Source organism: Amycolatopsis sp. NBC_00355, from assembly GCF_036104975.1.
Taxonomy (GTDB): Bacteria; Actinomycetota; Actinomycetes; order Mycobacteriales; family Pseudonocardiaceae; genus Amycolatopsis.
The window spans coordinates 4940782-4963197 of sequence record NZ_CP107982.1 but is presented as its reverse complement, the minus strand read 5'-3'; the positions used below and the strand labels follow the sequence as shown (position 1 = coordinate 4963197).

Below are 22416 nucleotides of genomic sequence, written 5' to 3'. Positions count from 1 at the left end.
TCAGCGTCCCGACTGGGTGCCGAAGTAGGCGATCGGCGGGCCGACGGCGCGCCACGACGTCGTCGCGAACACCGCGGCGCCGGACAACGCGAGCAAGAGCGTGCGCACCCCGAGTGCGGCGCCGATCCGGCCCGGCTGATGCGTGCGCCCCCATGGACACACCGAAGACCGGTGCCAGCACGCTGATCGGCAGCAGCGCGAACCACAGCGCGCCGAGCACCAGCACGAACGCCTGCGCGACCCACGAGAACCTCCATGCGGCCACGACCGGCGGCCGGACGATCAGCCAGGCCGCCCGGGTAGCGACCGCCGGCGTCAGGCCGGACGTGCCGATCGCGACGGCCGTGATCGCGAACCGCGGCCGCGGCGCCGTTTCGGCGGACTCGGTTTTCGAAGTCGGGTTCCCCACGGCGGGAAAATCAACTCCGCGCGTGTTCGTGGTACCCGGAATACCCCGGCGCGGCCCGGGCTTGCACTGGGCGCAGGCGTAGTGATCACTGAGGGAGCCGCCATGTCGTCCGAGCACATCCAGGGCACCGTCGCAGACGGGTACGAGTCCGTCCGTGAGGAGTTCGCCGCCGTCGCGGCCGGTGAAGGTGGCGACTACGCCGCCCAGCTCGTCGCGCACGTGGGCAGCGAGCGCGTCGTCGACCTGTGGACCGGCCCGGAGATCACGGCCGACTCCCTGACCGGCGTGTTCTCCTCGACCAAGGGTGCCGCGCACCTGGTGGTCGCGCTCCTGGTGCAGGACGGCGTGCTGGACCTCGACGAACGCGTCAGCCACTACTGGCCGGAGTTCGGCGTCGCGGGCAAGGCCGCGATCACGCTGCGGGACCTGTTGGCGCACCGCGCCGGCGTCGTCGGCGCGGACCACGGGTTCACCGCCGAGGAGATCGCCGACGACCGGATCATCGCCGAGCGCCTCGCACCGCAGAAGCCGTACTGGCGCCCGGGAACGGCGTTCGGCTACCACGCCCTGGTGATCGGCGCCCTGACCGGCGAGGTCGTCCGGCGGGTGACCGGCCGCAGCATCCAGGAGCACTACGAAGAGCGCGTCCGCAAGCCGTACGGCCTCGATTTCTACCTGGGGCTGCCCGAAGACCTGGAGCCGCGTTTCCTGACGACGCAACCGATGCTGCCGACCCCGGAGCAGCTGGCCGCGCTGGCGGCGAACGCGACGGGCCCGGACAGCATCACGGCGATCGCGTTCAACCGCAACCACCCGAAGGCCCCGGAACTCTGGGACCTCCCGAACATCAAGCAGCTACGCCGGCTGAGCCCGGCTTCAGTAGGCGGCGTCGCGTCCGCGCGTGGCCTCGCCGGAATGTACGCGGCGGCCATCAGCGGCCCGAACCCCCTCCTGTCCCCGGAAACCGCCGCGGACGTAGCCCAGATCCACTCGATCGGCGAGGACCTGTCAACACGAGGCCCCAACGCCTTCGGCCTGGGCTTCTCGGTGGTCGGATACGACTACCCGGTCCTGGGCCAGGGAGCATTCGGCCACAGCGGAGCAGCGGGCTCCCAGGCATTCGCGGACCCCCGAACAGGCTTGGCGTACGGCTACAACCGCCGCAGATTCGCCTTCCCCGGCGGCGCGGCTCCGGAGAACACGCGCCTGATCTCAGCAATCCACACAGCGGTGACAACAAAGCGATCCTGACCCACAGACACCCCCGGCCCGAACCCCGGCCGGAAGCGCCGGACAACACAAAGAATCCCCGACAACGGCAGCGGAATCGCTCGCCGGCAGGTGCCGACCTCAAACACCGGCCGTCCACCAACGGCAACCCGAGCCGACGCCCGAACCGCGGTCGCCGGAATGATCGCCGACGACCCGCCGCAGTCGAATGCCACCGACGGCAAGCGCATCACACCCACATGCTCCACAGGTTCGACGCCCCCGCCGCCGACGACTGCGCCGCCGCCGCTGACGACCGCGCCGCCGCTGACGACCGCGCCGCAGTTGACGACCGCGCCGCAGTTGACGACCGCACAGTTGCCGACATCTGCACAGTCGCCGATGACCGCGCCGACGCCAACGGCCGCACAGTTGCAGATGACCGCGTCATCGCCGCCGACGACCGCGCCGCCGCCGACGACCGCGCCGCCGCCGACGACCGCGCCGCCGCCGACGACTGCGCCGCCGCTGCTGACGACCGCGCCGCCGCTGACGACCGCGCCGCAGTTGACGACCGCGCCGCAGTTGACGACCGCACAGTTGCCGACATCTGCACAGTCGCCGATGACCGCGCCGACGCCGACGACCGCGCCGCCGCCGACGACTGCGCCGCCGCCGACGGCCGCAAAGTTGCCAACGACCGCTGCCGGCGACCGGATCGCCGCCGATGATCTCTCAGCCGCCGATGACCGCATACCCACCGGTTGCGGCACACTCGCCAGCGGCCGCACGGGCTCGGCGACCCCGCGGCTGCCGACGACCGCACATCTGCCCACGGCCGCACAGCTGCCCACGACCGCACAGCTGCCAATAGCCGCCCCATACCGGCAACCTCCCGATCCGCACCGAATTCGACCGCGCCCGGCTGCCGCCGCCGACCGGTGTCCGCCACGGGAGCCGCATCCCCAACACAACCGCCGCAACGCCGGTCCACCGCGAAGGCCCGTGCGCATCGCTCCCGAAGCCACGCCCGCAGATCACGCACCCGCGTGAGCGCGGTGCCTCCTCACCGGACCGCGATCAGCGCGGAAGACCGCCAACCACTCCGGAACTCCTGAGCGCACGCTCAGTCGCACTCCGTCACCAGCGGCGCACCCCGTCTCGCATGGCCCAGCCCGCCGGGCGGCGATGCACGCCCTGGTCAAAGCCGTTACAGGGTTCACTCGTTAGGACGGTTTGGTGAGAACGTCTGGCCTGTTCACGCCGATCGGACTGACTTTCTGTAGCGAAAACTCTCCCGATCAATGCTCCGTTGTGCAACTATTGGTCCGTTCGCGGGGAGAGGGCCCCGCGGCGAGGGACTCACCGTCACCGGTCAGCGTCCCTATGAAGATCCCCAGGGGAGAGGAGATCGACCATGTCGACGCCCACGGACACCAAGCCCGAAGAGACTCCGGAGCCGACCGAGGAGCCGACCCCGCCGTTGGTCCAGTGGACCGACGGCGACGGCAAGACCCACACGGATCACCCGGTCCACACCGAGTGTGTCGGCGGTTGTTATCAGGTCATCAAGGCCTGAGACCGTTCGGCTCGTCGTTGGCCCGCCTGCTGATCTTCGACCGGTAGGCGGGCTTCCTTTTGCCTACAGCTGTGCTGTCATAGGAGAGTGCCTGTGACAAACCTGGACCCCTCGTCGGTCATCGAGTCGGTCCGCGCACTCCAGCAAGCCGCCGCCGATGCGTCCTGCCTCGGGCGTTTTCACCAAGGGGTCAAGCACCTGCGGCGCGGGATGACCCTGCTGGACTCGATCCACCCGGTGCCGGATCGGCACCGCACGGACTGGCTGGTCACCCGGATCAAGCTGGCCAGCACCCTGGCGGCCATGTCGTCGGAGATCACCGGCGACGTCGCCGCCGGGCTGGCCGGGCTCGACGATGTGCGGCTGCTCATCAACGCGGTGACCGACCCGGTGCTGCAGGCCGAGCTCAACGGCACCCTGAACCACAACTACGCCATGCGGCTCATGACCGTCGGGCGCAACGAGGACAGTCTCGTTTCCTTCGACGCTTCGCTCGAGCACAAGGAACAACTGCTCGCGGAGCGCGGCGATCCGGCACCGCTGATGCGGGGGTTCGTGGTGACCCTGTCGTCGCGGGGCTGGGTCCACACGAAGCTGGGCAATGTCCCGCACGCTCGCGCGGACTTGAGCCGGGCCCTGGAGCTTTCGGAGAAGTACGAGCTGCGGGGCGAGGCCGCCGATGTCCGGCGGATCCTCGGCACACTGGCGCTGCGGACCGGCGACGTGCCGGAAGCTCTGCGGTTGTACGAAGAAAGCGAGCGGGCCTACCGCGCGCTGGAGCTGGAGGCACCTGCACTCCTTTCGATGGAACAGGCGCAAGCACTCCTCACAGCCGGGCTGGCCGACGAGGCGGGAAGCCATCTCGACGACCTCATCTCCCGGATGCGGGCGGAGCCCAGCATCGCCCGCGATCTCGGCGCTGCCGAGCTGGAGCGGGCGTCGGCGGCCCTGCTGAGTGACGACATCGAACTCGCCCGGCAGATGGCCAGCTCGGCTCGCCGGCTCCTGCTGCGGGTCGGCTGCCGGACCTGTGTGGCCAACGCGACCGTCCTGGGGCTGCAGGCCGACGTACGGGACGCCGTGTCGAGTGGCGAAGTGCCCACCGGACTTCCCGCCAGGGCCTTGCGGGCTGCCGAGAAGATGTCTCAGCCGCAGCTGGTCGATCAGGCCGCGACCGCTCGGATGCTCGCCGTCCGGTTGGACATCCGGCGGGGAAACCTCCAGCGCGCCGCCGAGACGTTGCAGAAGGTGCCGCGGCCCGGGCAGCTGACTCCGATCGACTACCGGATGCTTCGGCGGCTCTGCCGGGCCGAGCTGGCCGTCGCGCAGGGGAGCCGGGCCAAGGCGCTCACCGAGATCCGGTCCGGGTTGACCGAGCTCGACGCCGTTCGCGATCGGATGGGCGGGCTGGACCTCGTGTCCGGGACCGCTCTGCACGGTCAGGAGCTCGCCGACCTCGCGGTCAAGCTCGTGCTGGAACGCAGTGACGCGCGGCGGCTGTTCGTCTGGCTGGAGCGGACGCGGGCCCAGACCTACCGCTACGAACCGCTGTCCGCCGGGACCGATCCCGAGCTGGCCGCGCGGGTGGCCGAGGTGCGCGGGCTCGGGCAGGCCATCCAGGAGGCCCAGCACGACGGGCACCCGATCGCGGGCCTGCGCGCCAAGTACAACGAGCGCCTGCGGGAAGCCCAGCGGCTCGGCTGGCACACCGGGCGCTGGGGCCGGCCGCGGCCGCTGGCCGGGTTGAGCGAGGTTGCCGGGCAGCTCGGCGAGCGGGCCATGGTCAGCTTTGCCGCCTCCGGGGACGAGCTGGTCGCGGTGGTCGTCGCCGGGGGTGAGTGCCGGCTGGTGCGGCTCGGGTCGGCCGGGGACGCCGCCGAGTCCGCGCGGGTGCTGAACGTCGACCTCGACGCGCTCGCGCCGGACAACCTGCCCGAACGGCTGGCCGAGGTCGTCATGGTGTCGGCGCGCAAGCAGGCCGACCGGCTCGACGCGCAGCTGATCCAGCCTCTGGAAAAGCTGTTCGGCGACCGCGATCTGGTCATCGTCCCCACCGGGCCGCTGTACGCGGTGCCGTGGGGGGTGCTGCCGGGGCTGCGGGGGCGGCCGACCGTCGTCGCGCCGTCGGCGACCGCGTGGCTCGCCGCCGAGCGGACGAAGCTGTCGCGGGCGCGCAAGATCGTGCTCGTCCGCGGGCCCGGGCTGGCCGGCGCTCGCGGTGAGCTCGAGAAGCTGACCACGCACTACCGCACCGCGACGACGATGACCGGCGCCAAGGCGACCGTGAAGTCCGTGCTGCGCGCGATGGACGGCGCCAAGCTGGCCCACTTCGCCGCACACGGCGCGCACGAGCCGGAGAACGCGCTCTTCTCACGCCTCGAGCTCGCCGACGGCGCCCTGTTCGGCCACGAGATGGCCGGGCTGCGGCAGCCGCCGCGGCAGGTCGTGTTCGCCGCGTGCGAGCTCGCGCTCAACCGGATCCGGCCGGGCGACGAGGCCCTCGGGTTCGCCAGCGCCCTGCTCGCGAGTGGCTCGCGGACGGTGATCGCGCCCCTGTCCCGCGTCGGCGACCTCGCTTCGGCCGCCGCGATGGACGACTACTACCGGGCCCTCGCGGTCCGCGACAGCCCGTCGCTGGCGCTGGCCGACGCGATCGCGGTCGACCCGTTCCGCCGCCCTTTCGTCTGCCTCGGCGCGGGTTGACGGCCGGCTCGACATAGCCGGACGGATCTGCTTCGGCGCCCGTTGAAGGCGGCCCGACTCGGCGCGATCGATGGTTCCGGTTCGACGCCGGCACGTCATGGCTTGCTCGACATGGTCGCGGTCGGCTTGGCTCGTCGGTGCCGGGGTGCCGGGGTGCCGGGGTGCCGGGGTGCCGGGGTGCCGGGGTGCCGGGGTGCCGGGGTGCCGGGGTGCCGGGGTGCCGGGGTGCCGGGGTGCCGGGGTGCCGGGGTGCCGGGGTGCCGGGGTGCCGGGGTGCCGGGGTGCCGGGGTGCCGGGGTGCCGGGTGGCAATGGCCTGGCCCAGGACCGGCGAATTGGCTCTGTGGGCCGGGCCAATCCGGCTTTAGGCTGCCGGGCATGACCGGTTTGCTCACTCGGCGCCTGCAGCAGGCCTGCGACAACGCCGTCGCGATGTGGACCGCTCTGGGCCGGGCTCGGGGCCACGACGTCCGGTCGCACGACGGTTTTGTCGTCATCGACGGCCCGGCCGGTGTGCGGATCATGCCGACCACTCCGGATCCCGGGGAAGACCCGGCGCCGGTCGCGAAGGCGGGCAAGGATCACGGCCGCGCTCTGGTCGTCGAGGATCCTTTCGGCACGCTCGACCTCACGGCCGTCGGGATGACCGCGCGCCACCTGCCGGTGATGGTGCGCGAACCGGCGCCCGCGCCCGAGCCCGCCGCCGGTGTCCGCCGGGTCGGGACCGGCGGCGACCTGGTCCGGGCCGGGCGCATGGTGGTGGACGGCTTCCCGCTGGAGCACTACCGGGCCGGCGACGTCTTCCCGCTGTCGCTGCTGGAGCAGGACGGCCCGGCTTTCTTCACCCTCGGCGACGCGGGCGCCTGCCTGACCATGGCCCACGGCGGTGTCGGCGGCGCGTACTGGGTGACGACGATGCCGGAGCATCGTTCGAAGGGCGTCGGGCGGACGTTGATGCACGCCGTGCTGCGGCACTTCGACGGCCTCCCCGTGACGCTGACCGCCGCCCGGGCCGGCAAGCCGCTCTACGACTCGCTGGGCTTCGAGACCGTCGGTGACGCGCACTGGTGGAGCTGACGGCACACGGTGCGCTCCGCCCCGTAGTCGCCCAGTAGGGTGACCCCCGTACGCGGCCAGGCGACGCCGGCAGGCTGGAGGTCCTTCGATGGCACGCACGGGCGGTGAGGGTGAGCTCCCCTCGGTCGCCGAACTGGTGAACCTGTCGCAGACGAAGCCGCTGATGATCCGCGGTGAACTCGACGCGAAACTCGCCGAGGAGCCTGCCGCGGAGCCCCAAGAGCCCAGACACGATCCGCTCGCGATCCTCGACGCCGAGCTGGCCGCGGACGACCCCGGCGAGCGCGCGCTCGATGCTCCGCCTGCCGACCCGCCGCGGCGTACGCAGCCGTTCGTGATCGGGGCGGTCGCCGCCGTCGCCCTCGGGCTGGCCGCCGTGGTGCTGTTCCAGCCGCATGTGGTCGGCGGGACGGCCGTGCCGCCGCCGGGGGCCGCCGCGCCACCGCCGCCGGCGACGTCCAGCGAGGCCGTCGCGACGTTCAGCGCCTCGGCCGAACCGCCCCCGCTCACCGCCGGGCTGCAGGACACCCCCGTCAAGACGACGAGCCGGCCTGTCGCGGGGCGCAAACCCGCGAATCCCGTGACGACGTCGTCGACACCGGCGCCCGAGGACCAGTGGCGCGACATGGTGAGCTCGGCGATCAGCTCGTGGCAGCACGGGCACGGCCGCCCCGGCCGCTGACCCGGCGGAAACCACCGCCGAACTCGAAGAACCCCTGCGCCGCAACACATCGCGGCCGCCGGGGTGTTAACCGGGCGCCGGGCGAAGCGTTACTCAACGCGGTTCTGGTAACACGCCGATGTTCCGGATGAAACCGCCCGGAAATGGTTCGCCGTTGCACTGATCGGCATGAACTTCGAGCTCGACGGCCTGCACCGGCCGGTGATCGTGGTCGGCGGCGGCCAGGCGGGACTCTCGATGTCCCACTGCCTGACCTCCGCCGGAGTCGGGCACGTCGTGCTCGAACGCGAGCGCGCGGGGCACGAATGGCGGACCCGCCGCTGGGACAGTTTCTGCCTGGTCACGCCGAATTGGCAGTGCCGGCTCCCCGGTTTCCCCTACCCGGGTGACGATCCGGACGGGTTCATGGTCCGGGACGAGATCGTCACCTACCTCGAGTCGTACGTGAAGGAGTTCGACGTCCCGCTGTGCGAGGGCGTCGAAGCGAGGCGGCTGCGGCGGCTGCCCGGCGGCGGGTTCCGGCTGACGACGTCGGCCGGCGAGCTGACCGCCGACCACGTCGTACTGGCCACCGGCCCGTACCAGGTGCCGTTGAAGCCGCGGCTGGCCGAGCGGCTGCCGGAGCACGTCGTCCAGCTGCACTCGGCCGAGTACCGCAACCCGGACCAGCTGCCCGACGGCGACGTCCTGGTCGTCGGCACCGGCCAGTCCGGCTGCCAGATCGCCGAAGACCTGCACTTGGCCGGGCGCCGGGTGCACCTGGCCGTCGGGTCGGCGCCGCGCGTGGCCCGGCGCTACCGCGGTCGTGACGTCGTCGCCTGGCTCGACGAAATGGGTTACTACAACAGGGGAATCGACGAGTTCGCCGACGCGGACGCTGTGCGGTTCCGCGCCAACCACTACGTCACCGGACGCGACGGCGGCCACGACATCGACCTGCGCGCGTTCGCCGCGCAGGGCATGCAGCTGTACGGCCGCCTGAACGACGTCCGGAATGGACAGTTGTCGTTCGCGGACGACCTGCGCCGCAACCTCGACGCGGCGGACGCCGTCTCCGAGGGCATCAAGGACTCCATCGACGCCTACATCGCGAAACGCGAGGTGGCCGCACCGAAGGAGGACCGCTACAAGCCGGTCTGGGAACCGCGGGACAGTCAACGAACACTCGGCGCGGAAGCGCTTTCCGCCGTCGTCTGGAGCACCGGCTTCGGCCGCGACCACCGCTGGATCGACGTCCCGGTCTTCGACGGCAAGGGTTACCCGACGCACCACCGCGGCGTGACGAGCTGCCCCGGCCTGTACTTCCTCGGCCTGCCCTGGCAGCACACCTGGGGTTCCGGCCGCTTCTGCGGGGTCGCCGCGGACGCGGAGTACCTGGCCCGGCGGATCACCGACGTCGGACGCGGCGGCGACGTCCGCTGGCTGTCGGGCACGCCGGTCAGCACCTACCCGGCCGACGACGACTGGGTCGCCCCGAGGACGGTCGCATGAAGCGCTGGACGAACGACGCCCACCGCCACCTGGGCGTGCTCCCGGCGTTCCCGTTCTACGGCGGCCCGCCGGTCGCACCCGCGATCGGCAGCCGCGCGACGATCGGCGAACTCCTGTCCGATTTGGACCGTGAGGGAACCGAACGCGCCTTGGTGATCCCGAACTACGGCATCCCCGATCCGGCGGTCGCGTTCTCCTTCAACGAGCTCTGCGTCGAGGCGGCGGGCAAGGACGACCGGATCAGCGCCGCGCTGTGGGTGTCACCGCGCGCCGAAGACGCCGTTCGCACCGAAGAGGCGTTGAAGCTGGCAGGCGAGGGCGGCGTGCGGGCCCTCAAGCTCAGCTTCCTGCTGGGCGGCAAGGCATCCGACCCCGCGTGCAAGCCACAGCTCGACAAGATCTTCGCCACGGCGAGGGAGCACAACCTGGTCGTGCACGTCCACACCTCGCCGGGTGCGGCGTCGGACATCGACGAGGTCGGCAAGCTCGTCGACGCCTACGCCGACGACGTCAAGCTGCACCTCGTCCACTTCGGCGGCGGGATGAGCGGGCACATCAAGCTCGTCGGCGGCCGCTTCTTCGACTGGATCGCCGCCGGGAAACAGGTCTACACGGACCTGTCCTGGGCGATCGGCTTCACGCCCCGCTGGCTCGTCGAGGAGATCTCACGCCGGGGCCTCGGCCACGACCGCGTGCTGTTCGCCTCCGACGAGCCGTGGGGCGATCACAAGGGCGAACTCGCCAAGCTGGCCGCCGCGGCCGGCGACGGCGAGCTCGCCGACCTGGTTTTCCGCGGCACGTTCGACGTGCTGTACGGACCGAAGAAAGGGAAATAGACCGATGGCAGAGCTGACCGAGACCGAGAAGACCAGCCTCGACGAGATCCCGCACCCGTCGCTGCCGCAGGGCTCCAACCTGTACGGCGGGACCAAGGTCTTCCCGGACTACCAGGCCGAACCCGGCCAGAGCTACTTCACGCTCGTGCACGGCATCGCGCACGAGTCGTCGGTGAGCTTCGTCGCGATCCTGCAGGCGACGCGTGCGCTGCGGAAGGGCTTCGAAGCCGCGATCTACTTCTACGGCCCGGGTTCGCTCAACTGCCTGGCCACCCGCGGCTTCCCGACCACCGGCAACGCCGCGTTCCCCGGCGAGCTGAACATCAACGACCAGCTCAAGACGTTCATCAGCGAGGGCGGCAAGGCCTACTGCTGCCGCTTCGGCCTCTCGCTGCACGGCGCGCGCGAGGAGGACCTCATCGAGGGCGTCATCCCGACGCACCCCCTCGATGTCCAGGACGCGCTGATCCACTACGCACGCAAGGGCGCGATCATCAACTCCACCTACATGTTCTAGGAGCGGTCCGTGCGCGTTGGCATCGAAGAAGACCTGGAAACCCGCGCCGACATCGCCGTCCGCGGAGTGCGTGTGGACGCACCTGTGCAACGCAGCAAGGGCGCCGGGCCGAGCGACGACGGCCACCTGGTGGTCGACGGTGCCAACGCCACGCTACCGCTGAACCCCGAGAGCCCGTACGTCGTCCGGGACGGCCGGATCTTCCGCGAGACGATCGACCTCGGCCTGAGCGTCGCCCCGGTCGGCCGCCCGCGGTTCTACGACCTGTCCACAACAGACGGTGTGCCGTACCGGAAGATCGCGCTGCTGCACGGTCAAGACGTCCTGGCCACCACGGTCGTGCAGACGTGCATCCGGTACACCGAGGACCAGCGGTGCCGGTTCTGCACCATCGAGGAGTCGCTGCGGGCGGGGTCCACTGTGGCCGCGAAGACCCCGCAGCAGCTCGCGGAGGTCGCCGAGGCAGCGGTGCGGCTCGACGGCGTCCGGCAGATGGTGATGACGACCGGCACGACGTCCGGGCCCGACCGCGGCGCCCGGCACCTCGTGCGCTGCGTCCGCGCGGTGCTCGACGCCGTGCCGGGCCTGCCGATCCAGGTGCAGATCGAGCCGCCGGGCGACCTCGGCGTGCTCCGGGACTTGAAGGACGCCGGGGCGACGTCGATCGGCATCCACGTCGAGTCGCTGGACGACGACGTCCGGCGGCGCTGGATGCCGGGCAAGTCGACCGTGCCGATGGCGGAGTACGAAGCCGCGTGGGCGGAGGCGGTCCGCGTTTTCGGCCGCAACCGCGTGTCGACGTACCTCCTGATCGGCCTCGGCGAGGAGCCGGACTCCCTTGTGGAGGGTGCCGGGCGGCTCATCGACATGGGCGTCTACCCGTTCGCCGTGCCGATGCGGCCGATGGTCGGCACACTGGCCCGCTTGGACGGCGCCACCACGCCTTCGCCCGCGCTGGTCGCCGACGTCACCGGCCGGATCGGCGCGCTGCTGCGGGCGGCCGGGATGACCGGCGCCGACCAGGGTGCGGGCTGTGCCGCCTGCGGCGCGTGCGGCCTGCTCAGCGCGGCGGGTGGCTGAGATGGACCACGACATCCTCGCGTTGCTGGGTGACGTCCGCAGCGTCGCGGCGCGCCCGGCGTTCCACATCGGCGAAGCCGACCACAATGGACTGACGGCGTACCGCGCGTTGCGTCACGAAGCGTTCGTGGCCCGGCAAGGACTTTTCGCCGGACACGACCTCGACGACCACGACACCGACCCGCGCACCCTGGTCCTGGTGGCGCGGGACGCGGCAGGCGAAGTGCTCGGCGGCGTCCGCCTCGGCCCGGCCACCGACGGCCCCGACCTCGGCTGGTGGAAGGGCGGACGGCTGGTCGTCGCACCCGGGTCGCTGGCCGGGATCGGCTCGGCGTTGGTCCGCGCGGCCTGCGCGCGGGCCGAAGCCGAAGGCGCACTGCGGTTCGAGGCGACTGTCCAGACGCGCACCGAGCGCCTGTTCACCCGCCTCGGCTGGCAGCGCGTGCGGCCGGTGACCGTCGCCGGTCACGACCACGTCCTCATGCGCTGGCCGATCGGCCGGATCGCCGCGCTGGCCCGCTCGACCAAGGCCGCGCTCGGCCCGTTGGTGCGGGGAATGACCGGCGTGCCCGGGTTTGTCGGTGACGACGGCGTCCCGGTGCCCGGCACCGACGTCGTCGCGGCCTGCGACGCGATCATCCCGTCCATGGTCGAGCGCGACCCGGAATGGGCGGGCTGGTGCTCGGTCCTGGTCAACCTCAACGACCTGGCCGCGATGGGCGCCACGCCGACCGGCCTGCTCGACGCGCTGGGTGCGCGGGACGCGTCGTTCGCCGCGCGAGTCCTCGGTGGACTGCGGAAGGCGAGCGAGGCGTACGGCGTGCCGGTGCTCGGCGGGCACACCCAGTTCGGCGTCCCGGCTTCCCTGTCGGTGACGGCGCTGGGGCGCACCGAAGACCCGGTGCCCGGGGGTGGTGGCAAGCCCGGTGAGCGGGTCTGGCTCACCGCCGACCTCGGTGGCGGCTGGCGGCCGGGCTACACCGGACGTCAATGGGACTCGACGAGTTTCCGTCGCACGCCCGAGCTGCGCGAACTGCTCGGCTCGGTCGCGAAGGCGCGGCCGAGCGCGGCCAAGGACGTCTCGATGGCCGGCATCGCGGGCACCCTCGGCATGCTCGCCGAAGCGTCCGGCTGCGGCGCGGTCCTGGACGTCGACAAGGTGCCGCGGCCGCGCGGAGCGTCCACAGGGGACTGGCTGACCTGCTTCCCCGGCTTCGCGATGCTCACCGCCGGCACACCCGCGCCCGCGGGGCCGGCGGTCACCGCGGCCTGCGGCGAACTGGTCGACGGCACCGGCGTCACGCTGCGCTGGCCCGACGGCGAAACGACGCCCGCCATCGACGGCGGCGTCACCGGATTGGGGAACTCATGACCACACTCAGGATGGCCGCGGTCGCCGCGCCGTTCGACCGCGACCTCGAAGGCGACTTCGCGCGCATCGAGAAGCTGATCGGCGAGGCGAAGGCCGAGGGCGTGCGGCTGCTGGCGCTGCCGGAGGCGGCCCTCGGCGGCTACCTCGCCAACCTCGACGGCGGCGCCGAAGGCCCGCCCGCGCTGGCCGTCGACGGCCCGGAGATAGCCCGGCTGGCCGCGCTGGCCGGCGACCTCGTCGTCACGGCGGGGTACTGCGAACTCGCCGGCGGCCGGCGCTACAACTCCGCGGTCTGCGTGACCGGCGACGGTGTCCTCGGCAACCACCGCAAGGTCCACCAGCCGCTGGCCGAAAACGCCAGCTACGGCGCCGGCCGCGGGTTCGCCGCGTTCGACACGCCGGTCGGGCGCCTGGGCATGATGATCTGCTACGACAAGGCTTTCCCCGAATCCGCGCGGGCGCTCGCGCTCGACGGCGCCGAGGTCGTCGTGTGCATGAGCGCGTGGCCCGGCAGCCGCACCAACGCGGCGGCGGACCTGGCGCAGGATCGCTGGAAACGGCGGTTCGACCTCTTCGACCGGGCCCGCGCGCTGGAGAACCAGATCGTCTGGGTCTCGGCCAACCAGTCCGGCACCTTCGGCGACCTGCGGTTCGTCGCGGGCGCGAAGATCGTCGACCCCGGCGGCGAGATCGTCGCCGACACCGGCGTCGCCGAAGGGATGGCGATCGCCGAGTTCGACGTCCAGGCCGCGCTGTCCACCGCGCGCCGGTCGATGGGGCACCTGGCGGACAGACGGCCGGACGCCTACCCCGTTAGTGTCCCGTGAATGGGGCAGATCCGGATCGCCGCCGTCGCCGCGCACTTCGGCCGCGACCTCGACTTCGACCTGCAGCGCATCGCGACGCTGATCGACCACGCGCGCTCGGCCGGCGCCGCGCTGCTGGTGCTGCCGGACGCGGCCCTCGGCGGGTATCTCGCCGACCTGCGCCATCCGGACCCGGAAGCGCTCCCGCCGGCCCTCGACCCCGGCTGTCCGGAGCTGAAGACGATCCAGTCGCTGGCCGCGGAAATGGTCGTGTGCGTCGGCTACTGCGAGGCCGACGGGCCGCGCCGCTACAACTCCGCGGTGTGCGTCACCGGTGACGGCGTCCTCGGCCGGCACCGCAAGGTCCACCAACCGCCGGGGGAGGGCATCGCGTACGAGCCGGGGGCCGAGTTCGCCGCGTTCGACACGCCGGTCGGGCGCCTCGGCATGCTGATCGACTACGACAAGACGTTCCCCGAGTCGGCCCGCTCGCTGGCCGTCGACGGCGCGGACATCGTCGCCTGCCTGAGCGCGTGGCCGACCAGCATCACCAACCGCGCGCCGCGGATGGCCCAGGACCGGCAGTCGCGGCTGTTCGACCTCTACGACCAGGCGCGGGCCGCGGAGAACCAGGTCGTGCTCGTGTCGTCCAACCAGACCGGCGCGATGGGCGGCATGCGGTTCCTCGGTCAGGCCAAGGTCGTCGGGCCGGGCGGCGAGATCCTCGCCCGGACCTGGTCCAAGGCCGGCATCGCGGTCGCCGAACTGGACGTCGAACAGGAACTCGCGAACGCCCGCCGCGTGCTGCACCACCTGGGGGAACGGAAACCCGAGGTCTACCGGGAGGCCTGATGCGCATCGCCCTGCTGAGCTACTCGACCAAACCCCGCGGCGGCGTCGTGCACACCCTTGCGCTCGCCGAAGCCCTCGCGGCGCTCGGCGAGGACGTCACGGTGTGGACGCTCGGCCGCGGCGGCGACACGGGGTTCTTCCGGCCGGTCGACCCCGCTGTCCGATTGTCGATCGTGCCGTTCCCGGACGTCCCCGGCGAGAGCGTGGGCGAGCGGATCCTGCGCTCGATCGCGGTGCTGCGCGCGGCGTTCACCCCGGATGCCTACGACGTCGTCCACGCGCAGGACTGCATCAGCGCGAACGCCGTCGACGCTTGCGTCCGCACGATCCACCACCTCGACACCTTCACCACGCCGGAGCTGGCCGCCTGCCACGAGCGCGCGATCGTCCGGCCGTACGCGCACCTCTGCGTGTCCGCCTCCGTCGCGGCGGAGGTCCGCGACGGCTGGGGCATCGAGGCGACGGTGATCCCCAACGGCGTCGACTACGACCGCTTCGCCAACGCCCGCCCGGATACCGGCCGAGGACGTTATGTCTTGGCGGTGGGCGGAATCGAGCCGCGCAAGGGCTCGCTGGACCTGCTCGAGGCGTACGCGCTGCTGGCCGAACCGGACCTCCGCCTGGTCATCGCCGGCGGCGAGACGCTCTTCGACTACCGCGACTACCGCACGCGCTGGGAGAAACGCGCCGCCGAGCTGGGCGTCGAACCGGACGTCCTGGGCCCGGTCGCGCACGACGAGCTGCCGTCGCTGATGGCGTCGGCCGCGGTGTTCGCGTTCCCGTCGACCAAGGAGGGCTTCGGGCTGGCCGCGATGGAGGCCCTGGCCGCCGGGGTGCCGGTGGTGACGCGCGACCTGCCCGTGCTGCGCGAGGTCTTCGGCGACGTCGCCCGCTTCGCCGCCGGCCCGCCCGGCTTCGCACGGGAGCTGCGGGCCGCGATGGCGGGCACCGATCCGGCCCCGGGGCGCGCGCTGGCCCGGCGGTTCACCTGGCCGGCGGCGGCCGAGGCGCACCGGAGGTTCTACGGCGCCTTGTGACGGGTGAAATACGGTGCGGCGTCCGTGCGGAACATCAGCGTGAACCCCGCCATCGCCAGGCCCAGCGCGATCAGGAACGCCAGGCCCCGCAGCAGGTCGCCGGGGTCGCGGGCGGACGACGCGACGAGCGCGAACAGCTGCAGCACGACGTCCAGGATGCCCAGCGCGCCGGCGATCGCGAGCACGACGCGCGCCCATCCGGCACCGCGGTACACGCCGTACACCAGCGACGCCCACAACCCGGCCGCGATCACGAACGCGAGTACCGCGACCGGCGTCGGCAAGGTCGCCGCCAGCAGCGCGTCGCGCTCCCCGGTGCCGCCGGCGCCCAGGCCCGGCGTGGCGTGGCCGCCGTTCAGGTGGCCGAGCAGGGAGCCGAGGAACCAGCACGCCGTCGCACCCCACCACGCGACGGCCGCGCGCCGGACCGGAACGGGCGGCTCGGACATAAAGGCAGCGTAGGCGCGGAAACCCGGGTAACGGGACCGCCTCGAGCCGAACCGTTATGCACCGGGCGGGACAGCGGGGTGCTATAAATCGCTACCCCTGCCGGGGCCGTGTGGTCGTAGGCGGCCGAGACCGGTGCCGCTAGGGTGATCGCCTGAAGGTGCCGCTGAACGGGAGAAGCCGGTGACCGCCGCGCACGACTCATCGTGGGATCCCCGCACCCGCTTGCGCGTGCTGCTGATCGAGGACGACGACGGCGACGCGCTGCTGGTCGACGAGATGCTCGCCGACACGTCGGTGCCGGTCGCGCTCGAACGCGTCGAGACCCTCACCGCCGCCCTCGCCACGCCGCTCACCGCCGACTGCGTCCTGCTCGACCTCCAGCTGCCCGACGCGATGGGACTCGGCGGGCTCACCCGCCTCGCCCAGCACGCGCCCGGCGTCGCGGTCGTCGTGCTGACCGGCCAGCACGACCAGGCCACCGGCGTCGCCGCGGTCGCCGCCGGCGCGCAGGACTACCTCGTCAAGGACCAGGTCGACGGCCCGCTTCTGGTCAAGGCCCTGCGCTTCGCCCGCGAGCGCAAGCGCGCCGAGCAGGTCGAGCAGCAGTTCCTCCAGCAGCAGCTGCTCGCCCGCGAGAACGCGCGGCTCGAACGCGGCCTGCTGCCCAGCCCGCTGCTGCGCGACCCGCACCTCGAACTGGCGTCGCGCTACCGGCCGGGCCGCAACGGATCCCTGCTCGGCGGCGATTTCTACGACGCGATCGAGATGGCCGACGGCAGCGTCCAGATGATGATCGGCGACGTCTGCGGCCACGGCCCGGACGAGGCCGCGCTCGGCGTCGCGCTGCGGATCGCGTGGCGCTCGCTGGTGATGGCCGGCCTGCCGATGCCCGATGTGCTGAGCATGGTCGAGCGGGTCCTGGTGCACGAGCGGATCGAGCCGCTGTTCGCGACGGTCTGCATGGTCGTCGTCGCGCCGGACCGAAGATCCCTGCGCCTGTCGCTGGCGGGGCACCTGCCGCCGCTGCTGCTCACCCCGGGCGACGGGCACCTGCTCTCCGGCGAACGCCTGGGCGTCCCGCTCGGCGTCGTCGAAGGCACCAAGTGGGAGGCCCTCGACGTGCCGCTGGACCCCGGCTGGTCATTGTTGCTCTACACCGACGGCGTGTTCGAAGGCCGCGTCGGCGCCGGCTCCGAACGGCTCGGCCACGAGCGGATGGCCGAGCTCGTGCTCGACATCCGGCACCAGGGCGGCCTGGGCGGCCGGGCCCTCCTCGACGAGCTGATCGCCCGCGCCGAACGCCTCAACTCCGGCCCGCTGGACGACGACGTCGCCCTCGCCCTGCTCAACCACATCCCTGGGGAGACCGGCCGATGACCGGCACTGTGCGTGGCTGGCCGATCCGCCGCTGGCTGACCCTGCTCGCCGTGGCGGAGGCGGTGCTGCTGCTCGCGGCCCTCGCCGGCGGCGGGATCGCGCTGAGCAACCTCACCGACGCCCGCAACCGCCTGCTCGACGTGATCGGCGCCCAGCGGCTCGCCGCGATCCAGCTGTCGACCGCGCTGCTGAACCAGGAGACCGGCGTCCGCGGCTACCAGCTCGGCCGGAAGCCGGACTTCCTCGCGCCCTACACCGACGGCGTCCGCTCGCAGGGTGACGCCGTCGCCCAGCTGCGGCAGCTCGGCGCGACGCCGGGCACGCAGATCGGCGACGACCTCGACCGCGTGCTGCGGGCGGCGTCGACCTGGCAGGCGACGGTCGCGCCCACCCTCACCCCGGCCGCGCCGCCGGTCACCCCGGCGCAGGCCGACCGCAGCCGGACCCAGTTCGACGCCGTCCGCGGCGCCCTCGACGCCCAGGCCGCACATCTGGCGACGCTGCGCGCCGAAGGCCGAGCCGACCTCGACGGCGCGGCGAACTTCCTGACCGCGATGCTCATCGCCGTCGCGGTGCTCATCGTGCTGCTGTTCGTGCTGCTGTTCCTCGGCCTGCGCCGCGTCATCACCCGGCCCATCCTGCGGCTGGCCGGTGAGGTCCGGCACGTCGCCGACCAGGACATCCACCGGCCGGTCCGCGGCGAGGGGCCGAGCGAGCTGGTCCAGCTCGGCAGCGACGTCGAGGCCATGCGGCAGCGGATTCTCGACGAGGTGGCCGAGCTGGAGCGCGCGCACGGGCTCCTGGACCGGCGGACGCGGGAGCTGGAGCGGTCCAACGCCGACCTGGAGCAGTTCGCGTACGTCGCTTCGCACGACCTGCAGGAGCCTCTGCGGAAGGTGGCCAGCTTCTGCCAGCTGCTGCAACGGCGGTACGCGGGCCTGCTCGACGAGCGTGGCGAGCAGTACATCGAGTACGCCGTCGACGGCGCGAAGCGCATGCAGGGCCTGATCAACGACCTCCTGTCGTTCTCCCGCGTCGGCCGGAAACCGGGGGAGCACGTCGTGGTCCCCGCGGCCGAGCTCGTCGACGGCGCGGTCGCGAACCTGGAAGTCGCGCTTTCGCTCAACCGCGGCAAGGTGACCTACGACGACCTGCCGGAGGTCCGCGTCGAGCCGGCGCTGCTGACGGCCGTCTTCCAGAACCTCATCGGCAACGCCGTGAAGTTCCACGGCGAAGCGCCGCCGGAGGTGCGCGTCACCGCGGAGCGCGACGGCGACGACTGGGTGTTCGCGGTGCGGGACAACGGGATCGGCATCGAAGCCGAGTACGCCGACCGGATCTTCGCACTGTTCCAGCGGCTGCACTCCCGCAGCGCCTACCCGGGCACCGGCATCGGGCTGGCCATGTGCCGCCGGATCGTCGAGTACCACGGCGGCCGGATCTGGCTCGACACGGAAACCGGTGCCGACGGCACCACCTTCCGGTTCACCCTGCCCGCGCGGCTCGAGCGCGGCGACGAGGAAGTTGGGGTCGCATGAGCGAGGCATTGGCACCGATCGACATCCTGCTCGTCGAGGACGACCCCGGCGACGTGCTGATGACCCGGGAAGCGTTCGAGCACCACAAGATCCGCAACGCGCTGCACGTCGCGAGCGACGGTGTCGAGGCGCTCCGGTTCCTGCACCGCGAGGGCCCGTTCGCCGACGCGCCGCGGCCGGGGCTGATCCTGCTGGACCTCAACCTGCCCCGCAAGGACGGCCGTGAGGTGCTCGGCGAGATCAAGCAGGACCCGGCGCTGCGGACGATCCCGGTGGTCGTGCTGACGACGTCGGAGGCGGAGGAGGACATCCTGCGCAGCTACGACCTGCACGCCAACGCCTACGTCACCAAGCCGGTCGACTTCGAGAAGTTCGTCGAGGTCGTCCGGCAGATCGACGACTTCTGGGTCACCGTGGTGCAGTTGCCGCACCGCTGAGGCGGGCGTTGGCGCCGGGGCGCCGATTGAGGCACGATGAGTGGCCGTGAGCTCTTTTCCCCGGGATCTCCCCGCCACCGAGCTTTCGGCCACGCTGGATTGGCGCGGCCAGGCCGCCGTGCTCCGCGTGGCGGGCGAAATCGACCTGCTCAGCGCACCGGACTTCGAGGAAGTCGTCGACACCGTGCTCGCCGAAGGCCCCGAAGTGCTGGTGGTCGACCTGAGCGCGGTGACGTTCTTCTGCTCGGCCGGTCTGCAGGTGCTCGCGGCCGCGCACCGAAAACTGGCGGAGCGCGCGCTGCGGGTGGTGAGTGTTTCGCCGGTGACGTCGGGACCCCTGACGACCACCGGGCTCGACACCTGGATCGGCGTCTACCCGACGGTCGACGAAGCCCTCCGGAAGTGACGGGCCCCGCGGGCCCCGGGCCGGGCAGAAAGGCGAACCCGATGCACGAATCCGCCGGGTCGGCGGCCCCGTTCCGCTGTCACGGCGTAGCGGCCGCGCCCGAAGCGTTGCGGCGCCTGCGGCACGACCTGACGGCGTGGGTCCTCGCCGCGGGAGTGGAGCCGTCCCGCGCCCAGGACATCGTGCTGGCGAGCTACGAGGCCCTGGCGAACGTGGCCGACCACGCGTACCACGGCGCGGGCTCCGGCCTGGTCGACCTGGACGCGGCGATCCACCCCGACCGCGTCGAAGTGGTGATCACCGACCACGGCCGGTGGCGCACCCCGGTCCCCGACCCCCGCCCGGTTTCGTTGCGGGGCCGGGGATTGCTGCTGCTGAGGGCCAGCGCCGACCGAGCGGACATCTCTTCCGGCGACGAGGGGACCGTGGTCACGCTGGCCTGGGACCTGGCTCCCGTGCGTCCGTGACTCTCCGTTCTTCGCCTGATCGTGTGATGAACAGGTGTTCGATTCCGGGTTAGTGTCTGTGGTGTGGACGACGAGCGGATGTGGCAAGCCGACGCGGTGGCACTGGCCGACCGTGTCGGTGAGCTGGTGACCCGGATCCGTTGCGCGGAAGCGTTGCTGCGGCGGGCGCGAGCGCAGCCGCCGCGTCGAACAGCTTGCCGTAGGCACTGTGCAGCGCGGTCGTGTCCATGGCCGGGCACCTCCCGCGCCCAAAGGCGAGGTGCTCCAGCCGGTGGTGGCAGGCGGTCAGAGCGAGCCGGTGGCGCTCCTCGTCGGCCAGGCGGGAAGCACGAGGCGGTCCCGAAAACCACGGCCCAGGCGCAGCGCCGGCCGCCCGTGCCCGGGACAGCAAGACGGGCCCGCAGCCAACCCGGCCACGGGCCCGTCGAACACCAAAACCTACCGGTGCGCCACGGCCCCGGTCTTCGGGTCCAGGGTCAGCTTGCCCGCCTGGGGCCACCAGAACGAGAACATGTTCGACATCGAGTTCGCCCGGGAATCGTACGAGCTGTCGCCGATCCGGCCGGCGAACCAGTTGTCCTCGATGAACTTCAGCACCGAGGTCTGGTCCGTCAGCGTGTGGTCGACGTGGTTCGCCTTGCTGTACGGCGAAATCACCAGGAGCGGGAGCCGCGGGCCGTAGCCGCAGCGGTCCGCGTAGCCGCCCAGGACCGACGGCTTGGCCGTGCAGACCGACTGGTCCTGCGCAGCGTCGTGGGAGCCGTTGATCACGGGCGACGAAACGTGGTCGTACCAGCCGTCCGAGTCGTCGTACGCCAGGACGATCGCCGTCGAGCGCCAGTCGGGGGACTGCTGGATCTTGTTGACTTCGCTGACCACGAACTGCTGCTCGTCCAGCGGGTCCGAGTAGCCCGCGTGCCCGTCCTGGTACTCCGGGGCCTTCAGGAAGCTCACCGCGGGCATCGAGCCGGCCTGCAGGGAGTCGTTGAAGTCCGCGATGTCGTACTGGTGGTTCGCGCGGTCGGTCTGGCCGATCGCCTGGACCGACGACGGCGGCAGGTGCTTCGGGTTCGCCGTCGACGGGTAGTACTGGAACGGCTCGTGGTGCGGGCTGTAGTCGACCACCGCGGCGCCGCCGACGTTGGTGTGCGTGGCGCCGCAGACCGCGTAACCGTTGGCCGAGCCGGTCGGGCGGAAGCCGCCCTGGAACCAGCCCCACGTCACGTGGCGCTGGTTGAGCAGGTCACCGACGTTGCGGCCGTGCATGGTCGCCAGGTTGTCCGTGCTCGTGTGGTTCTTGTCCGCACAGTCGTCCCACGCCGGGTCCGGGTCGTTGATCATCGTGCCGACGCCGTTCGCGTCCGGCGACTGGACCGCGTACGCGTCGCTGACCGGCTCGTGCGTCACCGAATTCACGGCCTGGACGCCGTGCGTGTTGCCGGAGATCAGGTTGAGCGCGCCCGGGGTCGAGGGCCCGAAGTTCGTGTCGAACGAGTTGTCGTTCAGCGCGTAGTGCTGCGCGTAGTTCCACATGCCGGTGACGGTGTTGCCGTCGAAGTAGTCCATCACCAGGCCGGGCTCGCCGAACAGCACCGGCTGGCCGGTGCACTTGTCCGTCTCGGTCTTCTCGACGAACTTGTCCATCTTGCCGCCGTTGAAAGCGGCTTGCTCCGCGCCGTAGTTGTGGTTCTGGTCGCAGGTCATCGCCTGCTCGTGCGTGAGCCGCTTCGGGTTGTACGCGTTCGGGTTGTCGGTCAGCAGCTTGTGGTCCAGGCCGTTGACCTTCGGGGTGTTGCGCGCGGCCTGGAACGGCGTGCCGTCCGTGTTCGCCGCGTTCGGGTAGGTGCCGAAGTAGTGGTCGAAGGCGATGTTCTCACCGAAGATGACCACGACGTGCTTGATCGGCGTCGAGGTGGGGATCCACTGCGCCGGGAACGGGTGCAGCGGCTGGGCTTCCGCGGTGGTCGCCGCGGAACCGGTGACGACGGCCAGCACGGCGACCGAGGCGAGTGCCCCGGCGCCGAGCAGGCCGCGCCGTCGCCGGCGGGGTCGGGTGTCCACTTCGGATTCCTCCTGGTTTTTCTTGGTGGTG

General features: G+C 71.8%; 22 protein-coding genes. 20 read left to right on the top strand and 2 right to left on the bottom strand.

What is annotated here, in order from left to right; all coding sequences use genetic code 11:
- Nucleotides 1-152: 152 nt before the first annotated feature.
- From OHS18_RS21860 to OHS18_RS21790, 15 genes are all read left to right on the top strand, one after another.
- Nucleotides 153-491, top strand: coding sequence for a hypothetical protein (locus tag OHS18_RS21860; protein ID WP_328618318.1), 339 nt, complete (start codon nucleotides 153-155; stop codon nucleotides 489-491).
- A gap of 20 nt (nucleotides 492-511) precedes the next feature.
- Nucleotides 512-1660, top strand: a complete 1149-nt coding sequence (locus OHS18_RS21855; RefSeq protein WP_328618317.1) for a serine hydrolase domain-containing protein — start codon at nucleotides 512-514, stop codon at nucleotides 1658-1660.
- 218 nt (nucleotides 1661-1878) lie between these two features.
- Nucleotides 1879-2349: a hypothetical protein gene (locus OHS18_RS21850; RefSeq protein ID WP_328618316.1), complete on the top strand. Its 471-nt coding sequence runs from the start codon at nucleotides 1879-1881 to the stop codon at nucleotides 2347-2349.
- A gap of 686 nt (nucleotides 2350-3035) precedes the next feature.
- Entirely contained in the window at nucleotides 3036-3197 is a 162-nt protein-coding gene (locus OHS18_RS21845; protein WP_328449811.1) for a hypothetical protein, read from the top strand.
- Between the two features lie 93 nt (nucleotides 3198-3290).
- On the top strand, nucleotides 3291-5900 hold the full coding sequence (locus OHS18_RS21840; RefSeq protein ID WP_328618315.1) for a CHAT domain-containing protein: 2610 nt from the start codon (nucleotides 3291-3293) through the stop codon (nucleotides 5898-5900).
- A 377-nt stretch (nucleotides 5901-6277) separates the two neighbouring features.
- Nucleotides 6278-6976, top strand: coding sequence for a GNAT family N-acetyltransferase (locus OHS18_RS21835; RefSeq protein WP_328618314.1), 699 nt, complete (start codon nucleotides 6278-6280; stop codon nucleotides 6974-6976).
- Nucleotides 6977-7064: 88 nt separating this feature from the next.
- Nucleotides 7065-7658: a hypothetical protein gene (locus OHS18_RS21830; RefSeq protein ID WP_328618313.1), complete on the top strand. Its 594-nt coding sequence runs from the start codon at nucleotides 7065-7067 to the stop codon at nucleotides 7656-7658.
- A 168-nt stretch (nucleotides 7659-7826) separates the two neighbouring features.
- Nucleotides 7827-9149 carry an MSMEG_0569 family flavin-dependent oxidoreductase gene (locus OHS18_RS21825; protein ID WP_328618312.1) on the top strand — a complete coding sequence of 441 codons (1323 nt, stop codon included), beginning with the start codon at nucleotides 7827-7829 and terminating at the stop codon, nucleotides 9147-9149.
- Nucleotides 9146-9985: an amidohydrolase family protein gene (locus OHS18_RS21820; RefSeq protein ID WP_328618311.1), complete on the top strand. Its 840-nt coding sequence runs from the start codon at nucleotides 9146-9148 to the stop codon at nucleotides 9983-9985. Before OHS18_RS21825 ends, OHS18_RS21820 begins: the two co-directional genes overlap by 4 nt.
- Nucleotides 9986-9989: 4 nt before the next feature.
- Complete coding sequence (locus OHS18_RS21815) at nucleotides 9990-10502, top strand: MSMEG_0572/Sll0783 family nitrogen starvation response protein (RefSeq protein WP_003073383.1); 513 nt, start codon at nucleotides 9990-9992, stop codon at nucleotides 10500-10502.
- A gap of 9 nt (nucleotides 10503-10511) precedes the next feature.
- On the top strand, nucleotides 10512-11582 hold the full coding sequence (locus tag OHS18_RS21810) for an MSMEG_0568 family radical SAM protein (protein ID WP_328618310.1): 1071 nt from the start codon (nucleotides 10512-10514) through the stop codon (nucleotides 11580-11582).
- Nucleotide 11583: 1 nt separating this feature from the next.
- Nucleotides 11584-12954 carry an MSMEG_0567/sll0787 family protein gene (locus OHS18_RS21805; RefSeq protein ID WP_328618309.1) on the top strand — a complete coding sequence of 457 codons (1371 nt, stop codon included), beginning with the start codon at nucleotides 11584-11586 and terminating at the stop codon, nucleotides 12952-12954.
- Nucleotides 12951-13781 (top strand): carbon-nitrogen hydrolase family protein, encoded by an 831-nt coding sequence (locus OHS18_RS21800; protein ID WP_328618308.1) that lies wholly within the window; start codon nucleotides 12951-12953, stop codon nucleotides 13779-13781. Before OHS18_RS21805 ends, OHS18_RS21800 begins: the two co-directional genes overlap by 4 nt.
- Entirely contained in the window at nucleotides 13782-14612 is an 831-nt protein-coding gene (locus OHS18_RS21795) for a carbon-nitrogen hydrolase family protein (protein WP_328449833.1), read from the top strand.
- On the top strand, nucleotides 14612-15649 hold the full coding sequence (locus OHS18_RS21790) for an MSMEG_0565 family glycosyltransferase (protein ID WP_328449835.1): 1038 nt from the start codon (nucleotides 14612-14614) through the stop codon (nucleotides 15647-15649). The genes OHS18_RS21795 and OHS18_RS21790 overlap by 1 nt, the downstream gene beginning before the upstream one ends.
- On the opposite strand, the gene OHS18_RS21785 is transcribed toward OHS18_RS21790, so the two are convergent.
- Nucleotides 15634-16098 (bottom strand): hypothetical protein, encoded by a 465-nt coding sequence (locus OHS18_RS21785; protein WP_328449837.1) that lies wholly within the window; start codon nucleotides 16096-16098, stop codon nucleotides 15634-15636. The genes OHS18_RS21790 and OHS18_RS21785 overlap by 16 nt on opposite strands.
- A gap of 181 nt (nucleotides 16099-16279) precedes the next feature.
- Between OHS18_RS21785 and OHS18_RS21780 the strand changes: the two genes are divergently transcribed.
- From OHS18_RS21780 to OHS18_RS21760, 5 genes are read left to right on the top strand one after another with little or no spacing between them, the layout of a single operon-like run.
- Nucleotides 16280-17476, top strand: coding sequence for a PP2C family protein-serine/threonine phosphatase (locus OHS18_RS21780; RefSeq protein ID WP_328449839.1), 1197 nt, complete (start codon nucleotides 16280-16282; stop codon nucleotides 17474-17476).
- Nucleotides 17473-19014 carry a sensor histidine kinase gene (locus tag OHS18_RS21775; RefSeq protein ID WP_328618307.1) on the top strand — a complete coding sequence of 514 codons (1542 nt, stop codon included), beginning with the start codon at nucleotides 17473-17475 and terminating at the stop codon, nucleotides 19012-19014. Before OHS18_RS21780 ends, OHS18_RS21775 begins: the two co-directional genes overlap by 4 nt.
- Entirely contained in the window at nucleotides 19011-19451 is a 441-nt protein-coding gene (locus OHS18_RS21770; protein ID WP_328449843.1) for a response regulator, read from the top strand. Before OHS18_RS21775 ends, OHS18_RS21770 begins: the two co-directional genes overlap by 4 nt.
- Before the next feature lie 46 nt (nucleotides 19452-19497).
- Nucleotides 19498-19857, top strand: a complete 360-nt coding sequence (locus OHS18_RS21765; RefSeq protein ID WP_328618306.1) for an STAS domain-containing protein — start codon at nucleotides 19498-19500, stop codon at nucleotides 19855-19857.
- A gap of 41 nt (nucleotides 19858-19898) precedes the next feature.
- Entirely contained in the window at nucleotides 19899-20324 is a 426-nt protein-coding gene (locus OHS18_RS21760) for an ATP-binding protein (protein WP_328618305.1), read from the top strand.
- A 438-nt stretch (nucleotides 20325-20762) separates the two neighbouring features.
- Here OHS18_RS21760 and OHS18_RS21755 read toward each other — a convergent pair whose 3' ends face one another.
- Nucleotides 20763-22385: a phospholipase C gene (locus OHS18_RS21755; protein ID WP_328449849.1), complete on the bottom strand. Its 1623-nt coding sequence runs from the start codon at nucleotides 22383-22385 to the stop codon at nucleotides 20763-20765.
- Nucleotides 22386-22416: the final 31 nt, after the last annotated feature.

Excerpts from the sequence above, each read along its gene's own strand:
- OHS18_RS21830 (WP_328618313.1), top strand. The coding sequence starts at position 7,065 with ATGGCACGCACGGGCGGTGAGGGTGAGCTCCCCTCGGTCGCCGAACTG.
- OHS18_RS21855 (WP_328618317.1), top strand. The coding sequence starts at position 512 with ATGTCGTCCGAGCACATCCAGGGCACCGTCGCAGACGGGTACGAGTCC.
- OHS18_RS21825 (WP_328618312.1), top strand. The coding sequence starts at position 7,827 with ATGAACTTCGAGCTCGACGGCCTGCACCGGCCGGTGATCGTGGTCGGC.
- OHS18_RS21815 (WP_003073383.1), top strand. The coding sequence starts at position 9,990 with ATGGCAGAGCTGACCGAGACCGAGAAGACCAGCCTCGACGAGATCCCG.
- OHS18_RS21775 (WP_328618307.1), top strand. The coding sequence starts at position 17,473 with ATGACCGGCACTGTGCGTGGCTGGCCGATCCGCCGCTGGCTGACCCTG.
- OHS18_RS21860 (WP_328618318.1), top strand. The coding sequence starts at position 153 with ATGGACACACCGAAGACCGGTGCCAGCACGCTGATCGGCAGCAGCGCG.
- OHS18_RS21770 (WP_328449843.1), top strand. The coding sequence starts at position 19,011 with ATGAGCGAGGCATTGGCACCGATCGACATCCTGCTCGTCGAGGACGAC.
- OHS18_RS21850 (WP_328618316.1), top strand. The coding sequence starts at position 1,879 with ATGCTCCACAGGTTCGACGCCCCCGCCGCCGACGACTGCGCCGCCGCC.
- OHS18_RS21805 (WP_328618309.1), top strand. The coding sequence starts at position 11,584 with ATGGACCACGACATCCTCGCGTTGCTGGGTGACGTCCGCAGCGTCGCG.
- OHS18_RS21820 (WP_328618311.1), top strand. The coding sequence starts at position 9,146 with ATGAAGCGCTGGACGAACGACGCCCACCGCCACCTGGGCGTGCTCCCG.
- OHS18_RS21760 (WP_328618305.1), top strand. The coding sequence starts at position 19,899 with ATGCACGAATCCGCCGGGTCGGCGGCCCCGTTCCGCTGTCACGGCGTA.
- OHS18_RS21845 (WP_328449811.1), top strand. The coding sequence starts at position 3,036 with ATGTCGACGCCCACGGACACCAAGCCCGAAGAGACTCCGGAGCCGACC.
- OHS18_RS21785 (WP_328449837.1), bottom strand. The coding sequence starts at position 16,098 with ATGTCCGAGCCGCCCGTTCCGGTCCGGCGCGCGGCCGTCGCGTGGTGG.
- OHS18_RS21795 (WP_328449833.1), top strand. The coding sequence starts at position 13,782 with ATGGGGCAGATCCGGATCGCCGCCGTCGCCGCGCACTTCGGCCGCGAC.
- OHS18_RS21800 (WP_328618308.1), top strand. The coding sequence starts at position 12,951 with ATGACCACACTCAGGATGGCCGCGGTCGCCGCGCCGTTCGACCGCGAC.
- OHS18_RS21835 (WP_328618314.1), top strand. The coding sequence starts at position 6,278 with ATGACCGGTTTGCTCACTCGGCGCCTGCAGCAGGCCTGCGACAACGCC.
- OHS18_RS21790 (WP_328449835.1), top strand. The coding sequence starts at position 14,612 with ATGCGCATCGCCCTGCTGAGCTACTCGACCAAACCCCGCGGCGGCGTC.